Genomic DNA, 14454 nt, shown 5'->3' on the forward strand with positions numbered 1-14454 from the left:
GCGGGTGTGGGGTGGCAGGGGAGTCACTGGACCACACGAGGCGCAGCTCGATGTCCCCGGGGCCGACGATGGACCGGATCAACCGTGCCGCCCATCCGTTCCGGTAGACGTACGTCCTGTTGTTCGGCAGACGGAAGCACGGTGCGTCAAATGGCAGTTCCTCCGGCACGCATACCGTGCGCTCGAAAGGCACGCGCCCGCTGGGACAGTTGCTCCGTGACTGCTCCGGCCTCTCTCATGGACCAGATGGCCGCGAGCGCGGGCGTGGGCCACCAGTGGGTGGCGATGTAGTCCTTGAGGGAGATTGCCCCATCGCGCGGGTCGACGAACTCGCCGCGGCGAGCGTCGCATGCGCGTCCTCGGCTTCGTGCCCGGACCCCGGGCTGGTCCGGTTGCCGTACCGCCAGGCCCGCGCACGGGTTGTCGCACGCTCAATGGCCAGTGAGCGTGCGACAGCCCGGCTCCCGCCGTGACACCGCGATCGGGAGGTTGCCCTGTTTCCGGCTTCCGGCTCTGGCGTCCTCCCGCCGCGCGGCCTTCTCTCCTCGCCTCGCGCGTCAGGGGTGGCGGTCAGGGGGAACTCTCGGTGTATGCCACCGAGGCTTCCTGGGGTGACTGTCTGTTCCAAGGAGTCGCGCCCGCTTGACCGGGGGTGATCGGGGTGAATCGCGCGGGGAGTTCGGCGAGGGCCCGGTGGATCACGCCGGGCCGCCATTGCAGCTTCTCGCGCGGCACCGTCAGCTCCAGGTCGGACAGCCAGCTGGTGAGCCGTTCGATCGCGGTGACCGCCATGAGCAGCGCCGAGTGTTTCACCGGGCACTGGTGCGGGCCCGCCGACCAGGCCAGGTGGGAGCCGCCGTCCGTGCGCGGGCCGGGCGGCAGCCCGTCCGGGGTGGTGTTGGCGGCGGCGTACGAGATCAGGATCAGCTCGCCGGTCCTGATCCAGTTGCCGTGCAGCAGCACGTCACGGCGTGGGAAGTGGTACGCGTAGTTCGACATCGGGGGCTCTTCGCGCAGCACGTCCTCAACGGCCTCGCGGGCGGTACGGGCGCCGTTGGTGAGCGTGGAGTAGTAGCTCGGGTCGGAGAGCATCCGGGACAGCGCGTTGGAGATGAGGTTGGTGGTGGGCTCGTTGCCCGCGACAAGCGTCAGAAGCAGTTGGTGGGCCATCTCCTCCTCGGTCATTCCGTTCGGGTGGTCCAGGTACCAGGAGGTGAGGTCGGCGCCCCGGTGCTCGGTCTTCATGGCAATCAGCTCGGCCAGGTACGCTTCCAGCTCCTCGTTCGCGTCGGCCGCCTCGTCGCCGCCTTCCATCAGCCGGGCCATGGTGCGGCTGAGTCCGGTGGCGTACGAGGCGGGCAGTCCGAACAGGTCGTTGAACACGACCAGGGGCAGCTGCCGGGCGTACTGCGCGACCAGGTCGACTTCACCGGCCTCGGCGAAGTCACGGATCAGGTCGTCGGCCAGCCGGGTGACGCGGTCGCGCAGCTCGTGAGACGGGATCATGTTGAAGCCGTCGGTGATGACTTGCCGGTAGCGCCGGTGTTCGGCGCCGTCGGTGGCGACGGCACAGGGCCTGGGCTGGATGACCGGAGCGATCGGATGGTCGGAAGGGACCGGATCACTCCAGCTGAGCGGGTTGTGGGAGTACGTCGCGGTGTCGCGCAGCACCTCCAGTGCGGCCTGGTAGTCGATGACGAGCCAGGCCTTCACTCCGGGGTGGATCTCCACCGGCGCGACAGCGCCGAACCGGCGCAGCCGGGCGTACATCGCGTACGGGTCGGTATTGAAGTCGTCGCCCCACAGCGGGACGGGAGCCGCGCCGGCGCCCGCCCACGGAGCGGCCGGCGGCGTTGGGGCTGACGGTGATGTGCTCGGTGGTTTCGTGGTCATGGTGCGACGGCTTCCTGGGGGAGCTCGGAGATAAGACAGGTGACCAGCGCGATCAAGGCATCGACCGCCTGGCTGGTGTCGCGGGCGTCGCAGTACACCAGCGGGGTGTCCGGGCCCAGGTCGAGGTGGTCACGCAGCACTCCCTCCTCGTAGGCGGGCGAGTCGGGGAAGGAGTTCACGGCCACCGCGTAGGTCAGGCCCTGCTCCTCGATCATGTCGATGACCTCGAAGGAGTCGCCCAGCCGCCGGGTGTCGACCAGGACCAGGGCGCCGAGGGCGCCCCGGGCTATGTCCTCCCAGAGCGGTTTGAAGCGGCGCTGGCCGGGGGTGCCGTACAGGTAGAGCACCAGATCGCCTGGGAGGGTGCGGCGGCCGAAGTCGATCGCGACGGTCGTGGTGGTCTTGTCCCGCACTCCCGACAGGTCGTCCACCAACTCGCCCGCCTCGGTGAGCAGTTCCTCCGTGTGCAGGGGGCGGATCTCGGACAGGGACCGGATCAGGGTGGTCTTGCCGACCCCGAACGGTCCCGCGATCACCACCTTCACCAGCGTCTGAGCAGTGCCGCCGGGAAGATAGGTGGGGGCGTCGGTGGCCGTGCCGGGGGCGTCGGCCGACTGCTTATCGGATGGCGCGGAGTCCACTGAGAACCCTCTCTAGCAGCTGTCTGTCGTGGAGAGGCGCTGCCGGTATGGGCGCGCGGGCGTACAGCAGCCCTGTGTCCACGAGATCGGAGGCCAGTACTTTTGTGACGCTCACTGGAAGCCCCAGGTGGGCGGCGGCCTCGGCAAGCGCGAGCGAGCCGTGCGCGAGCAGCGCGAGCAGCCGCCGCTGCGGCGGTTCGAGACCGCCGGGCAGCTGGTCGGATGCCCCGCTCAGCACGGTCAGCGCGTCCAGGGTGTTGCGGGTCGGGGTTGCCCGTCCACCGGTCGCGAGATACGACGGCACCAGGCGCCGTGGGCCACGTCCGCGCGTCATGCGGTTCCGGACGTCGGTCCGTCCGACGCAACCGCTCGGGCAGCCGCGTCGGCCGCCGGACCGGCGTCACGCGGCTTGGTGGTCATCACCTTGCGGCCCAGGGTGTTGACCTGGATCTGCATGTGGTGGGTCACCACGCCCATGTCGACGCTGTGCGCCGCGAACACGGCGAGCACGGTGTTGTCACCGGCCGGTACCGCGAACACGAATCCGTTGCTGGTCTCCACCACCACCTGCCGGACCTGGGTGTCCAGATCGCCGGAGAACGTCGCGCCGAGCGTGCGGGCGGCGCCCTGGAGCGCCGACATCATCGCCGAGGCGCCCTCACCCGCTTCTCTGCTCAGGTCGGGCGACGTCCCCTGCACCATGCCGTCCGCCGACAGCACCAGGCCGTGCAGCACCCCCGGCAGGACCAGCAGGGGTTCCAGCACCCAGGACATGTCCGGCTGGAGGGTGGCTCGCTTGGCAGTGCTCGCGGTCATGTCGATTCCCCTTCGAATGATGCGGTCGGTACGTCGTCGGAGGTGGCCGGGGCGTCGGCGGAATCACCGTCCGCCGCCTCCGCGATCGTCACCGCCTCACGGCCCGAGGCGGTGCCCAACTGGAAGGAACTCCAGGTAGCGCCGGTCTGCTCCGGGCTGCGCTCCTCGCCACCGGCATCGGCGGCACCGGTAGGGGCAACCGAGGTGGCGGGACGCTTGCGCCGTCGGCGCGGCAGATCCACGGGGGCGGCGGGATCGGTCTGCTCCGCAGGCCCCGCGTCTTCGGAGCGGGTGCCCGACCCGTCGGCGCCCGGAATGACGGCGGCGGGGGCGTCCGAGGGCGCGGAAGGTCCCCGGGAGCCCGCCCCTGACGTGGTCGTCCTCGGCTCCCGCACCGGCAGTGCGGCGATCAACGAGGGTGCGGTGGGCACCGGAGACAGCGGAGCACTGGCGGACATCGGGTACTGGGACTCGTCGAGGAGCGTCAGCAGATCCCCGGGGATGAACACCACCGCCCGGACACCGCCGTACGGCGCCGGTTTGTCCACCGAAACGGAGAACCCGTACTGCCGGGTCAGCCGTCCGATCGCGGCGAACCCGGCGCGCGGCGGGTCGCCCAGCTCCGCCAGCCGGGCGGCCTCCTGGCCGGACAGCATGCGGGTCGCGTAGTCGATCTCGTCCTGGTGCATGCCGACACCGGCGTCGTCGATCACGACGACCGCTCCTGACGCGGACTGGTGCAGGCTCACGTCCACGGAGAGTGTGCCGTGCGAGTGGTGCACCGCGTTGGCCAGCAGCTCCGTCACGGTGATGGCGATCGGCTCGACCGCGCGCGAGACGACAGCGACCGGGTCCGCCAGCTGGCTGGTCACCTTGACCCGGTGATAGCCGCGCACCCGGGACTTCGCACCCGCCACTACGTCGCCGAGGTGCGAGTCGGCGCGGCTCAGTCCGGGCCAGGCACCGCACAGCACCCCGGTGGCCTGAATACGCCGCAGGTTCTGCTCGTTCAGCTCGTCCAGGGCCAGCAGGTCATCGGCCAGACCGGGGTCGTTGTACTTCTCCTGCATCCCGACGATGCGGGACTGGAGCTGATAACTCATCGCCTGCATCACGGTGGTCGCACCGCGCATCGTGGCCTGCGCCGCCTCGTCCACCCGGCGGCGCTCCATGGCGACGACCGTCGTCAAGTGTTCCAGGACGGACGCGTGGTCGGCGCCGGGGCCGGTCTCCGCGAACTCGCTCTTCAGCGGGCCCGGGACGGTGACGAAACGATTCTCCAGGTGGGCCGCCATGGCAGGGAGCCGCGCCGTCACCAGGTGCCGGGTCTCGTCTTCAACGGCCTGCGCGTAGCCGGCCGACCGCTCGCGCTCCCGGTCGGCCTCGTCACGTTCGGCGCGCAGGGCATCGCGTTCCGCGCCTACGGCCTCGCACTCGACGCGCGCCGCGTCCCGCTCCGCCTGCACGGTGTCGCGCTCGGTGTACGCGAGATCGCGGTCGGCCTGGGCGGCATCCCGTCCGGCGCGCGCGGCGTCGAGTTCCTCGTGCGCGGTGTCACGCTCCTGCTGGGCCGCGTCGCGTTCTTGGTGGGCGACACGGCGGTCGGCCGTCGCACGCTGGGCTTGCCGTTCTGCTTGGTCACGCAGGGCCTGAACCTGGTGCCGGACGCGGTACAACATCGGCGCCAGCCCGGCGGCAGCCGCAGTGCCGACCGCCAGGCACCAGATAAGCGCCTCTGGTAGCTGTGTCATGTGTCCTCAGGGAGCGGCAGCGCCGCAAGGGTCGTCATGTACGAGGTGAGGGGGTCTCAGGAATATGGAGAACATGAGCAAGGGGAAAGAGACGATGCGCCAGCGCCCTGAACCACACGGAGGGGCACGCAGGCCATGAACTGCCACGAACAACCACGAAGGGATGTACCGAACAGGCGGCCTGGATCGAGATGTCGATCGCTCTGCGTCACTCTAACCTCACCAGTGGCTGAAAGTCACCAGGTTGACGAAAAGGCATATGCACAGCACAGCGCCGGTGTTGAGGGACTCTGAACGGGAGACGCCAAAGGGAAAAGCCAGTTGCGCGCGATCCCGGCGGACGAGGTGAAATGGCCGGCGCGGGCCGAAGGCTGCGCGGCGGACCGACCCGCTTGGCTCGGCACTGCGAACTCCGCCGGATCGCGCAGCCAGTCGTGAGGCTCCGCGCGAACTGTCGAAGGGCGACCTGCACACGTACCCCTGGCCGTTCGACGCCCAGCATCGCTGGATCCTTCCTGAGGAAGATCCAGCCGAACAGCACCTGTGACCCCGCAGACGGCTCCGCCCTGCTCGCTGGTCCCTTCCGGGTCAGGCGCCCTTTGCGATGGGTTCGAGGATCGCCACACACTCCACGTGGTGGGTCATCGGAAACAGGTCGAACGCCCGCAGCGTGCGCGGCCGGTACCCGCCCTCGCGGAAGTACGCCAGGTCGCGCGCGAGTGCCGCCGGGTCGCAGGCGACGTAGGCGATGCGGCGGGCGCCCAGGCTCGTGAGGTGACGGACCGTCTGTTTGCCGGCGCCCGCGCGGGGCGGGTCCAGGACGATCAGGTCGGTTTCCGTGATGCGGGTGCGCGGGAGGACCTGGTCGACCTTGCCCTGTTCGATGCGGACCCGCGGCAGGTCCTTCAGGTTGTGGCGGGCGTCCTCGACCGCGCGCTTGCCGGACTCGATGCCGAGCACCGCGCCGCTCTCGCCCACGCGCTCCGCGATCGCCCCGGCGAACAGGCCGACCCCGCAGTAGAGATCGAGCGCGGTCTCGCCCTTCCTCGGCATCAGGCCCTGCATCACGGCCTCGACCAGGAGTTGGGGGGCCTGCGGGTGCACCTGCCAGAAGCCGCCCATGCCGACGCGGTACGTACGGCCGTCGGCCCGCTCGCGGACGAAGGCGCGGCCGTGGACGCGGTGCACCCCGCCGTCGTGTTCCTCCACCCGCAGGACGGAGACGGGCTTGTCCAGCTCCACCAGCGGGAGCCGGCCGCCCTCGCGCGGGGTGAGGATGACCTGGCGGTCGCCGGAGCCGGAGGCCGCGATGGCTTCGACCGAGGCGATCTGGGGCCATTCCCGGCGCTCGACGCCGAGTTCGCTGACGCCCTCCGTGGCGATCAGGCAGTGGTCGACGGGCTCCACGTCGTGCGAGCGGTGCTTGCGCAGGCCGGCGCGGCCGTTCTCGTCGACCGCGTACTGCACGCGCGAGCGCCACGCCGGCACCTCGCCCGCCGGGAGTTTGTCGCCGGGCGCGGGCATGACCGTACCGTCCCAGCCGGCCTCCTCCGGGGTGAGTCCGGCGAGCCGCTGGAGCTGCTCCGCGATGACCTCGCCCTTGAAGCGGCGCTGCGCGCCCGGCTTGGCGTGCTGCCAGTCGCAGCCGCCGCACCGGCCGGGGCCGGCGTACGGGCAGGGCGCCTCGACCCGGTCCTTGGACGCGTCGAGGATCTCCACGGCGTCGGCGCGCAGGTAGCGCGAGTCCGCCTCGCCCTCCGTCACCCTGGCGCGGATCCGCTCACCCGGCAGGGCGTGCCGTACGAAGAGCACCCGGCCCTCGTCGGTACGGGCGATGCAGTGACCGCCGTGGGCGACGGGGCCCACCTCGACCTCGTACTCCTCCCCGATCAGCGAAGCCTGCGGTTCTGTGCTCATGACGGGGTGGCTCCAAAAGATCCGAGGGGATGAGCCGGCGCGTGGACGGCCGGGCGGCAGCCCACCAGTCTACGTGCCGGGCCCGGCACCGCCGGACGGCCGGGACCACGCCCCGTCACTCCCCCGCGCCGTGGTCCTTCGCCCGTGCGTCGACCGGGCCGCGGCGGACGGCGCCCGGCGCGTTGTACATCCCGCGCCGCTTCGCCCGCTGCTTCGCCAGCTCCGAGGATTCGAGCTGGTAGGGCACCGAGGTGACCATCACGCCCGGTGTGAAGAGCAGCCTCCCCTTGAGCCGCAGGGCGCTCTGGTTGTGCAGGAGGTGCTCGTACCAGCGCCCGACGACGTACTCCGGGATGTAGATGCTGATCGCGTCGCGCGGGTTCTCGGTGCGCAGTCCGCGGACGTACTCGATGACCGGCCGGGTGATCTCCCGGTACGGGGAGTCGAGGATCTTCAGCGGTACGTTGATGCCGCGCCGCTCCCACTCGTCCTTGAGCGCCTTCGTCTCCGCCGTGTCGACGTTGATGGAGAGCGCCTCCAGCGTGTCCGAACGCATCAGCTTGGCGTAGCCGAGGGCGCGCAGCGTGGGCTTGTGGAGCTTGGAGACCAGCACGATGGAGTGCACGCGCGAGGGCCGTACGGTGTCGGCGGCCGAGTCCTCGTCGGCGGCGATCTCCGCGGAGACCCGGTCGTAGTGCCGGCGGATCGCGGTCATCGTGCCGTAGAAGATCACCATCCCGAGCAGGGCGACCCACGCCCCGTGGGTGAACTTGGTGGCGAGGACGACGATCAGCACCAGCCCGGTGAAGAAGGCGCCGAAGGCGTTGATCGCCCGGGAGCGCACCATGTGGCGGCGCTTGGCGACGTTCCGCTCGGTCCGCAGATGGCGGTTCCAGTGCCGGACCATGCCGGTCTGGCTGAGCGTGAACGACACGAACACCCCGACGATGTACAGCTGGATCAGCCGGGTCGAGTCGGCCCCGTACACGACGACGAGCAGGGCGGCGGCCCCGGCCAGCAGCACGATGCCGTTGGAGAAGGCGAGCCGGTCGCCGCGGGTGTGGAGCTGGCGGGGCAGATAGCGGTCCTGCGCGAGGATCGAGCCGAGCAGCGGGAAGCCGTTGTACGCGGTGTTCGCGGCGAGGAAGAGGACGAGCGCGGTGGCCGCGGCCAGGAGGACGAAGAAGAACGTCCCGCTGCCGAAGACGGCGGCGGCCACCTGGGAGATCACCGGGTTCTGGACATAGCCGGAGCCGGCCGGGACCCCGCCGATCAGCAGGTCGGTGGCCGGGTTCTCCGACATCTTCACGCCGGTGGCCATGGCCAGCCCGATGATGCCGCAGAACATGGTGACGGCAAGGCCGCCCATCAGGGCGAGCGTGGTCGCCGCGTTCCGGCTCTTGGGCTTGCGGAAGGCGGGGACGCCGTTGCTGATGGCCTCGACGCCGGTCAGCGCCGCACAGCCGGAGGAGAAGGCCCGCAGCAGCAGGAAGACCAGGGCGAACCCGGCGAGCCCCTGGTGCTCGGGCTTGATCTGGAAGTCGGCGGTGGGCGCCCGCATGGACTCGCCGAGGACGAGTCCGCGGAAAGCCCCCCAGGCGATCATGATGAAGACGCCGCCGACGAAGACGTAGGTGGGGATCGCGAAGAGCTTGCCCGACTCGCGTACGCCGCGCAGGTTCATCAGGGTGAGCAGCACGATGACGGCGACGGCGCAGAGCACCTTGTGCTCGACGACGAAGGGGATCGCGGAGCCGAGGTTCTCGATGCCGGAGGCGATCGACACGGCGACGGTCAGCACGTAGTCGACGAGCAGCGCGCTCGCGACGGTGAGGCCGGCCTTGGGGCCGAGGTTGGTGGTGGCGACCTCGTAGTCGCCGCCACCGCTCGGGTACGCGTGCACGTTCTGCCGGTACGAGGCCACGACGGTGAACATCAGGACGACGACGGCCAGGGCGATCCACGGGCTGAAGTGGTACGCCGAGACCCCCGCGATGGAGAGGACCAGGAGCACCTCTCCGGGCGCGTACGCCACCGAGGACAGCGGGTCGGAGGCGAAGACGGGGAGGGCGATGCGCTTGGGGAGGAGGGTCTCCCCGAGCTTGTCGCTGCGCAGCGCCCGCCCGATCAGGATCCGTTTGGGCACGTCGGTCAGTTTGGACACGGAAGGGATCGTATGCGTTCGAACAGTGACGTGTGCGGGCACCACCCCCATCTTGACGCGGTGTGCTCCACCACGCCCCGGGGCGCCGCCCCGCGGTGTCAGCGGAGGTGGACGGGGAGCACGGTCAGACCGTTCATGATCATGGACGGTGTCCTGGTCAGGCCCTCCTCGGGCACCGCCGGGCGGAGCCCGGGGAACCGGTCGAGCAGCGCCCGGAACACGATGCGGGCCTCGACCCGGGCGAGCGGCGCCCCCACGCAGTAATGGATGCCGTACCCGAAGCCGAGGTGCGAACGGGTGTCGCGCGTGATGTCCAGCGCGGTGCCCCCGGGGAACTGCTCCGGGTCACGGTTGGCGGCCATCAGGGCCACGAGCACCACCGCCCCCGCGGGTACCTTCACCCCGCCGACGTCGACGGCCTCCAGCGTCCGGTACGGCAGCGTCGTCTGGACCGGCCCGTCGTGGCGCAGGAACTCCTCGATCGCCGGGTCGAGGAGTTCGGGGCGCTCGCGGAGCAGGGCGAGCTGGTCGGGGCGGGCGAGGAGGGCCCGTACGCCGTTGCCGATCAGATTCACCGTCGTCTCGTGACCGGCGATGACCAGCAGGAAGATCATCGAGGTCAGCTCGTCCTCGGTGAGGCTCGCCCCCTCGTCGCGGGCCGCGATCAGGTCGGAGAGCAGGTCGTCCTGAGGGTCGTTCCGGCGTTTCGCGATCAGCTCGCGGCTGAAGGCGAGCAGGGACGTCACGGCCTCCCGGAAGGCCTCGAAGCCGTGGATACCGGGCGAGACGGTCGGGGTCGTCCAGGCGCGGAAAGCGGTCCGGTCCTCGTCCGGTATGCCGATCAGTTCGCAGATGACGCCGAGCGGCAGCGGGTAGGCGAGCGCGGAGATCAGGTCGACCGGTTTCGCCCCCTCCCCCTCCGCCGCGGCCACGGTGAGCAGGTCGTCCGTCAACCGCCGGATCGTCGGGGTCAGCTTCTCGACCCTGCGCCGGGTGAACGCGGACAGCACCAGCTTGCGCAGCCGGGTGTGCGTCGGCCCGTCGCTGTTGAGCATGCTGGTGTGGATGCCGCGCGCCACGTCCTCGGGCAGCTCCGCCGCGTACGCGCCGAACTCCCAGCCGCCCTTGACCAGGCGGGGGTCGGCGAGCAGCGCCTTGGCCTCGGCGTAGTCCGTCACCAGCCAGGCCTGCGCCCCGGTCGGTGTGGTGATCCGGTGCACCGGCCCCTCGGCGGCCAGCTCCGCGTAGATCCGGTGCCGTTCGTCGCGGAGAACCGCGGTGAAGGGGTCGGGCCCGGCGTCACCGGGAGTGGAGTCGGACAAGACAACCCTCGTGGTTCGGTATCGAATTCCCCGTGCTGTTCCGGCTGATCCTGACCGGCCGATGATCCTGCCGGTCAGTGATCCAGGCCGGTCAGGATTACGAATATCACGCCGCCACCCTTCCCGATACGCCTGTTCCGGCCGGGAATTGAGCCATGGCGACTTCCGCCCATGGCTCAATTCCGCGCCATTCCTTCCCGCCGGCCCCGGACGGACCGGGCACCGGCCCGCCGTCGGTCTGTCGGTCATTACCGATACGTTGGTCCCAGGCAAGGGCAGGCGCCACCCGGTCCCCGCGAAGGGACCGGGCCGGGATCCCCGGCATGATGGTGCCCGGCGGCTCACCAACCGGCCGCCGCCGTTGCCCGGCGAGCCGAAAGAGAGACATGAGCAAGACATTTACGCAGGTCAGAGCACCTGCGGGGAGTGTGGTGTAAGGCCGTGCATATCGTCATCATGGGCTGCGGCCGGGTGGGCGCCGCACTCGCGCAGAACCTGGAGCAGCAAGGGCACACGGTCGCCGTCATCGACCAGGACCCCACCGCGTTCCGCCGGCTCGGCTCCGGCTTCGGCGGCCGCCGCGTCAGCGGTGTCGGCTTCGACCAGGACACCCTGCGCGAGGCGGGGATCGAGGACGCCGGCGCGTTCGCCGCGGTGAGCAGCGGCGACAACTCCAACATCATCGCCGCCCGGGTGGCCCGCGAGATGTTCGGCATCGAGAACGTCGCGGCCCGTATCTACGACCCGCGCCGCGCCGAGGTCTATCAGCGGCTCGGGATCCCGACGGTGGCCACGGTCCGCTGGACCGCCGACCAGATGATGCGCCGACTGCTGCCGTCCGGCGCGGAGCCGCTGTGGCGCGATCCGAGCGGTGGCGTGCAGCTCGCCGAGGTCCACACGTCGGAGAGCTGGATCGGCCACAAGATCAGCAGGCTCCAGGAGGAGACGGGCGTCCGCGTGGCCTTCCTCACCCGGCTGGGTGAGGCGATGCTGCCGACGTCGCAGACGGTGCTCCAGGAGGGCGACCTCGTCCACGTGATGATGCGTACGGACGACATCGGGAAGGTCGAGGCGGCGTTCGCCGAGGGCCCGGACGGAGGCGTGATCTGATGCGTGTCGCGATTGCCGGGGCAGGGGCGGTGGGCCGCTCCATCGCGGGCGAGCTGCTGGAGAACGGGCACGAGGTGCTGCTGATCGACAAGGCGCCGACCGCCATCTCGGTGGAGCGGGTGCCGCTCGCCGAGTGGCTGCTGGCGGACGCCTGCGAGATCACCTCGCTGGACGAGGCGGCGCTCCAGCGCTGCAACGTGGTGATCGCCGCGACCGGGGACGACAAGGTCAACCTGGTCGTGTCGCTGCTCGCCAAGACGGAGTACGGCGTGCCGCGGGTGGTCGCCCGCGTCAACAACCCCAAGAACGAGTGGCTGTTCAACGAGGCGTGGGGCGTCGATGTCGCGGTCTCGACACCGCGGCTGATGTCCGCGCTCGTGGAGGAGGCGGTGAGCGTCGGCGATCTCGTACGGCTGCTCCGCTTCAGCCACGGCGACGCCAACCTGGTCGAGCTGACGCTGCCGCCGGAGTCGGCGGTGACCGGGACTCAGGTCGGCTCGGTGAGCTGGCCGGAGGACACCTCGCTGGTGACGATCATCCGGGGGACGCGGGTGCTGACGCCCCATCCGGAGGAGACGCTGGAGGCGGGCGACGAACTGCTGTTCGTGGCGGCGCAGGCGCGCGAGGAGCAGCTGGAGGACCTGCTGTCCGTACGCCGCGAGAACACCGCGGACTGACCGGCCCCTCCCGTACGCGCGAAGGCGCCCACGAACGAAGGCGCCCGCGAACGAACGTACCCACGAAGGCACATGCCTTCGTGGGTACGTCACCTACCGGGGGCCGGTACGGGACCGAGGGCACCGTACGGCCGTACGCGGGGTCCCTACCGCCGGTGCCGGGCCGGGCCGCGCTCGCCGGTCACCGCGGCGGCCGCCGCCGCGCGCTCCTTCTCGGCCTGCTCCTCCGCCTCCATCTCGGCGAAGACATCGATCGGCGGGGGCGCCTTCGCCAGGAAGACCCAGGTCAGATAGACCGCCAGCAGGAACGGCGGGATCTTGAGCGAGATCAGCACCCAGCCGAGCTGCGCCGTGTCCGCCCACCAGTAGAGCGGGAAGAGGATCGCGCACTTGGTGAGCAGGATCAGCCCCCACGCCCAACTGGCCTTGGCGTACGCCTTCTTGCGGCCGGGGTTACGGGTGCGCCAGGAGAGGTTCTCCTTGAAGACCGGGCCCAGGATCAGCCCGATCAGCGGCACGCCCGCCAGCGTGGTGATGATGTAGGCGAGCGCGAGCCCCAGCGTGTAGAGCATGCCGGGGAGGTAGAAGTCCTTGGCGTTGCCCGTCATCATCGCGAAGACGACACCGAAGGCGACGCCGAAGACCCCGCTGAAGGCGTGCTTGACGGTGTCCCGGCGGACCAGCCGGACCACCACCAGCAGCAGCGAGACGGCGAGCGCCGCGATCGCCGAGGTGTGCAGGTCCTTGTTGACGGTGTAGATCGTGACGAAGAGCAGGCCGGGAAGGACCGTCTCCACCATCCCGCGTACGCCGCCGAACGCCTCGAAGAGCGCCGCCTCCGTGACGGCTTTGACATCACCGTCCTGGTCGGGCGAGGGGGCCCCGGACGATGCGGGGGAAACGGTCGGGGCGGTGGGCTTGTCGGGTGACGTCACCGGCTACTCCTGTCCGAGCGGTCGGAGTTCGTATTTGGGGTTGAACAGCACGCGGCGGCCGTGGCTCAGGGAGATCCGGCCCGAGGCGATCAGCTTGCGGCCCGGCTCTATGCCCATGATGGACCGCCGGCCCAGCCACACCACGTCCAGCGGCGCGGTGCCGTCGAACAGCTCCGCCTCCAGCGCGGGCACACCGGCCCGGGGCCGCAGGGTGACCGTCCGCAACGTACCAGTCACCCGGACGATCTGGCGGTCGTCGCACTCGGAGATCCGGGTGCACCCGGATGCCTGTGCGTCCTCCCTCAGCTCCTCGGACTCCAGGTCCTCCTGGGAGCTGGAGAGCCGGTCGAGCATCCGGCGGAAGCGGCCGGTCGGCTTCTCAGCACTCATGTCTGAAGGGTACCGGGGGACGGGTGCGACAGAAGGACGTACGGGGGCCGCGGATCACCCGGCCCGCTCCCCGGTACGGGGGATCCTGGCCCCCGTACCGGATCCGTCACCGGAGTCAGCACCGGATCACCGTTCGAAGCGGTAGCCCATGCCCGGCTCGGTGACGAAGTGCCGGGGGTGCGAGGGGTCCGTCTCCAGCTTCCGCCTGAGCTGGGCCATGTAGACCCGCAGGTAGTTGGTCTCGGTGCCGTACGAGGGGCCCCAGACCTCCTGGAGGAGCTGTTTCTGGCTGACCAGCCGGCCCGTGTTCCGTACCAGGACCTCCAGCAGGTGCCATTCGGTCGGGGTGAGCCGTACGTCACGGCCCTCGCGGTGCACCTTCTTGGCCGCGAGGTCGACGGTGAACCCCGCCGTCTCGACCACCGCGACGGTCTCGTCGCCGTCCCCGCCGAGCGGTTCGGCCCGGCGGACCGCGGCGCGCAGCCGGGCCAGCAGCTCGTCCATGCCGAACGGCTTGGTGACGTAGTCGTCGGCGCCCGCGTCCAGCGCCTCGACCTTCTCGTCGGAGGTGTGGCGCGCGGAGAGCACCAGGATCGGGACGCGCGTCCAGCCGCGCAGGCCCTTGATCACCTCGACGCCGTCCATGTCCGGCAGCCCGAGGTCGAGCACGACCACGTCGGGGTGGCGGGCCGCCGCGAGTTCCAGCGCGGTCGTGCCGTCCGAGGCCGCGTCCACCTCGTACTTGCGCGCCCTCAGATTGATCACGAGGGCCCGTACGATCTGTGGCTCGTCGTCGACCACGAGCACCCGGGTCATAGAGGTCCGCCTTTCTGCTGTC

At 70.4% G+C, this 14454-nt stretch carries 13 protein-coding genes; 2 read left to right on the forward strand and 11 right to left on the reverse strand.

Annotated features, from left to right (window positions below; translation table 11 throughout):
• Window positions 1-570: 570 nt before the first annotated feature.
• The 8 genes from ACFTZC_RS25435 to ACFTZC_RS25470 all read right to left on the reverse strand — a co-directional run bounded on the left by ACFTZC_RS25435 (window position 571) and on the right by ACFTZC_RS25470 (window position 10504).
• On the reverse strand, window positions 571-1893 hold the full coding sequence (locus tag ACFTZC_RS25435) for a cytochrome P450 (protein WP_382893457.1): 1323 nt from the start codon (window positions 1891-1893) through the stop codon (window positions 571-573).
• Window positions 1890-2534, reverse strand: coding sequence for an ATP/GTP-binding protein (locus ACFTZC_RS25440; protein ID WP_382893459.1), 645 nt, complete (start codon window positions 2532-2534; stop codon window positions 1890-1892). The genes ACFTZC_RS25435 and ACFTZC_RS25440 overlap by 4 nt, the downstream gene beginning before the upstream one ends.
• Window positions 2512-2868: a DUF742 domain-containing protein gene (locus ACFTZC_RS25445; RefSeq protein WP_382893460.1), complete on the reverse strand. Its 357-nt coding sequence runs from the start codon at window positions 2866-2868 to the stop codon at window positions 2512-2514. The genes ACFTZC_RS25440 and ACFTZC_RS25445 overlap by 23 nt, the downstream gene beginning before the upstream one ends.
• A complete protein-coding gene (locus tag ACFTZC_RS25450) occupies window positions 2865-3350 on the reverse strand; it encodes a roadblock/LC7 domain-containing protein (RefSeq protein ID WP_382893462.1) in 486 nt (161 codons plus the stop codon). Before ACFTZC_RS25450 ends, ACFTZC_RS25445 begins: the two co-directional genes overlap by 4 nt.
• Window positions 3347-5101 (reverse strand): sensor histidine kinase, encoded by a 1755-nt coding sequence (locus tag ACFTZC_RS25455; protein WP_382893464.1) that lies wholly within the window; start codon window positions 5099-5101, stop codon window positions 3347-3349. The genes ACFTZC_RS25450 and ACFTZC_RS25455 overlap by 4 nt, the downstream gene beginning before the upstream one ends.
• 588 nt (window positions 5102-5689) lie before the next feature.
• Window positions 5690-7018, reverse strand: coding sequence for a class I SAM-dependent RNA methyltransferase (locus ACFTZC_RS25460; protein WP_382893465.1), 1329 nt, complete (start codon window positions 7016-7018; stop codon window positions 5690-5692).
• A 115-nt stretch (window positions 7019-7133) separates the two neighbouring features.
• Window positions 7134-9182, reverse strand: coding sequence for an APC family permease (locus tag ACFTZC_RS25465; protein WP_382893467.1), 2049 nt, complete (start codon window positions 9180-9182; stop codon window positions 7134-7136).
• 98 nt (window positions 9183-9280) lie between these two features.
• Complete coding sequence (locus ACFTZC_RS25470) at window positions 9281-10504, reverse strand: cytochrome P450 (RefSeq protein ID WP_382893469.1); 1224 nt, start codon at window positions 10502-10504, stop codon at window positions 9281-9283.
• Window positions 10505-10945: 441 nt separating this feature from the next.
• Between ACFTZC_RS25470 and ACFTZC_RS25475 the strand changes: the two genes are divergently transcribed.
• Window positions 10946-11614, forward strand: coding sequence for a potassium channel family protein (locus ACFTZC_RS25475; RefSeq protein WP_382893471.1), 669 nt, complete (start codon window positions 10946-10948; stop codon window positions 11612-11614).
• On the forward strand, window positions 11614-12291 hold the full coding sequence (locus ACFTZC_RS25480) for a potassium channel family protein (protein ID WP_382893473.1): 678 nt from the start codon (window positions 11614-11616) through the stop codon (window positions 12289-12291). The genes ACFTZC_RS25475 and ACFTZC_RS25480 overlap by 1 nt, the downstream gene beginning before the upstream one ends.
• 146 nt (window positions 12292-12437) lie before the next feature.
• Here the strand turns inward: ACFTZC_RS25480 and ACFTZC_RS25485 are convergent, their stop codons facing one another.
• From ACFTZC_RS25485 to ACFTZC_RS25495, 3 genes are all read right to left on the reverse strand, one after another.
• Window positions 12438-13226 carry a DUF3159 domain-containing protein gene (locus tag ACFTZC_RS25485; protein WP_382893475.1) on the reverse strand — a complete coding sequence of 263 codons (789 nt, stop codon included), beginning with the start codon at window positions 13224-13226 and terminating at the stop codon, window positions 12438-12440.
• 3 nt (window positions 13227-13229) lie between these two features.
• Window positions 13230-13616, reverse strand: coding sequence for an OB-fold nucleic acid binding domain-containing protein (locus ACFTZC_RS25490; protein ID WP_382893477.1), 387 nt, complete (start codon window positions 13614-13616; stop codon window positions 13230-13232).
• Window positions 13617-13742: 126 nt separating this feature from the next.
• Complete coding sequence (locus ACFTZC_RS25495; RefSeq protein ID WP_365819145.1) at window positions 13743-14432, reverse strand: response regulator; 690 nt, start codon at window positions 14430-14432, stop codon at window positions 13743-13745.
• Window positions 14433-14454 lie beyond the last annotated feature (22 nt).

This window comes from Streptomyces sp. NPDC056987 (assembly GCF_042673865.1).
Lineage (GTDB): Bacteria > Actinomycetota > Actinomycetes > Streptomycetales > Streptomycetaceae > Streptomyces.

Coding starts and splice junctions, on each gene's coding strand:
- ACFTZC_RS25435 (WP_382893457.1), bottom strand. CDS start 1,893: ATGACCACGAAACCACCGAGCACATCACCGTCAGCCCCAACGCCGCCG.
- ACFTZC_RS25495 (WP_365819145.1), bottom strand. CDS start 14,432: ATGACCCGGGTGCTCGTGGTCGACGACGAGCCACAGATCGTACGGGCC.
- ACFTZC_RS25460 (WP_382893465.1), bottom strand. CDS start 7,018: ATGAGCACAGAACCGCAGGCTTCGCTGATCGGGGAGGAGTACGAGGTC.
- ACFTZC_RS25455 (WP_382893464.1), bottom strand. CDS start 5,101: ATGACACAGCTACCAGAGGCGCTTATCTGGTGCCTGGCGGTCGGCACT.
- ACFTZC_RS25445 (WP_382893460.1), bottom strand. CDS start 2,868: ATGACGCGCGGACGTGGCCCACGGCGCCTGGTGCCGTCGTATCTCGCG.
- ACFTZC_RS25480 (WP_382893473.1), top strand. CDS start 11,614: ATGCGTGTCGCGATTGCCGGGGCAGGGGCGGTGGGCCGCTCCATCGCG.
- ACFTZC_RS25450 (WP_382893462.1), bottom strand. CDS start 3,350: ATGACCGCGAGCACTGCCAAGCGAGCCACCCTCCAGCCGGACATGTCC.
- ACFTZC_RS25490 (WP_382893477.1), bottom strand. CDS start 13,616: ATGAGTGCTGAGAAGCCGACCGGCCGCTTCCGCCGGATGCTCGACCGG.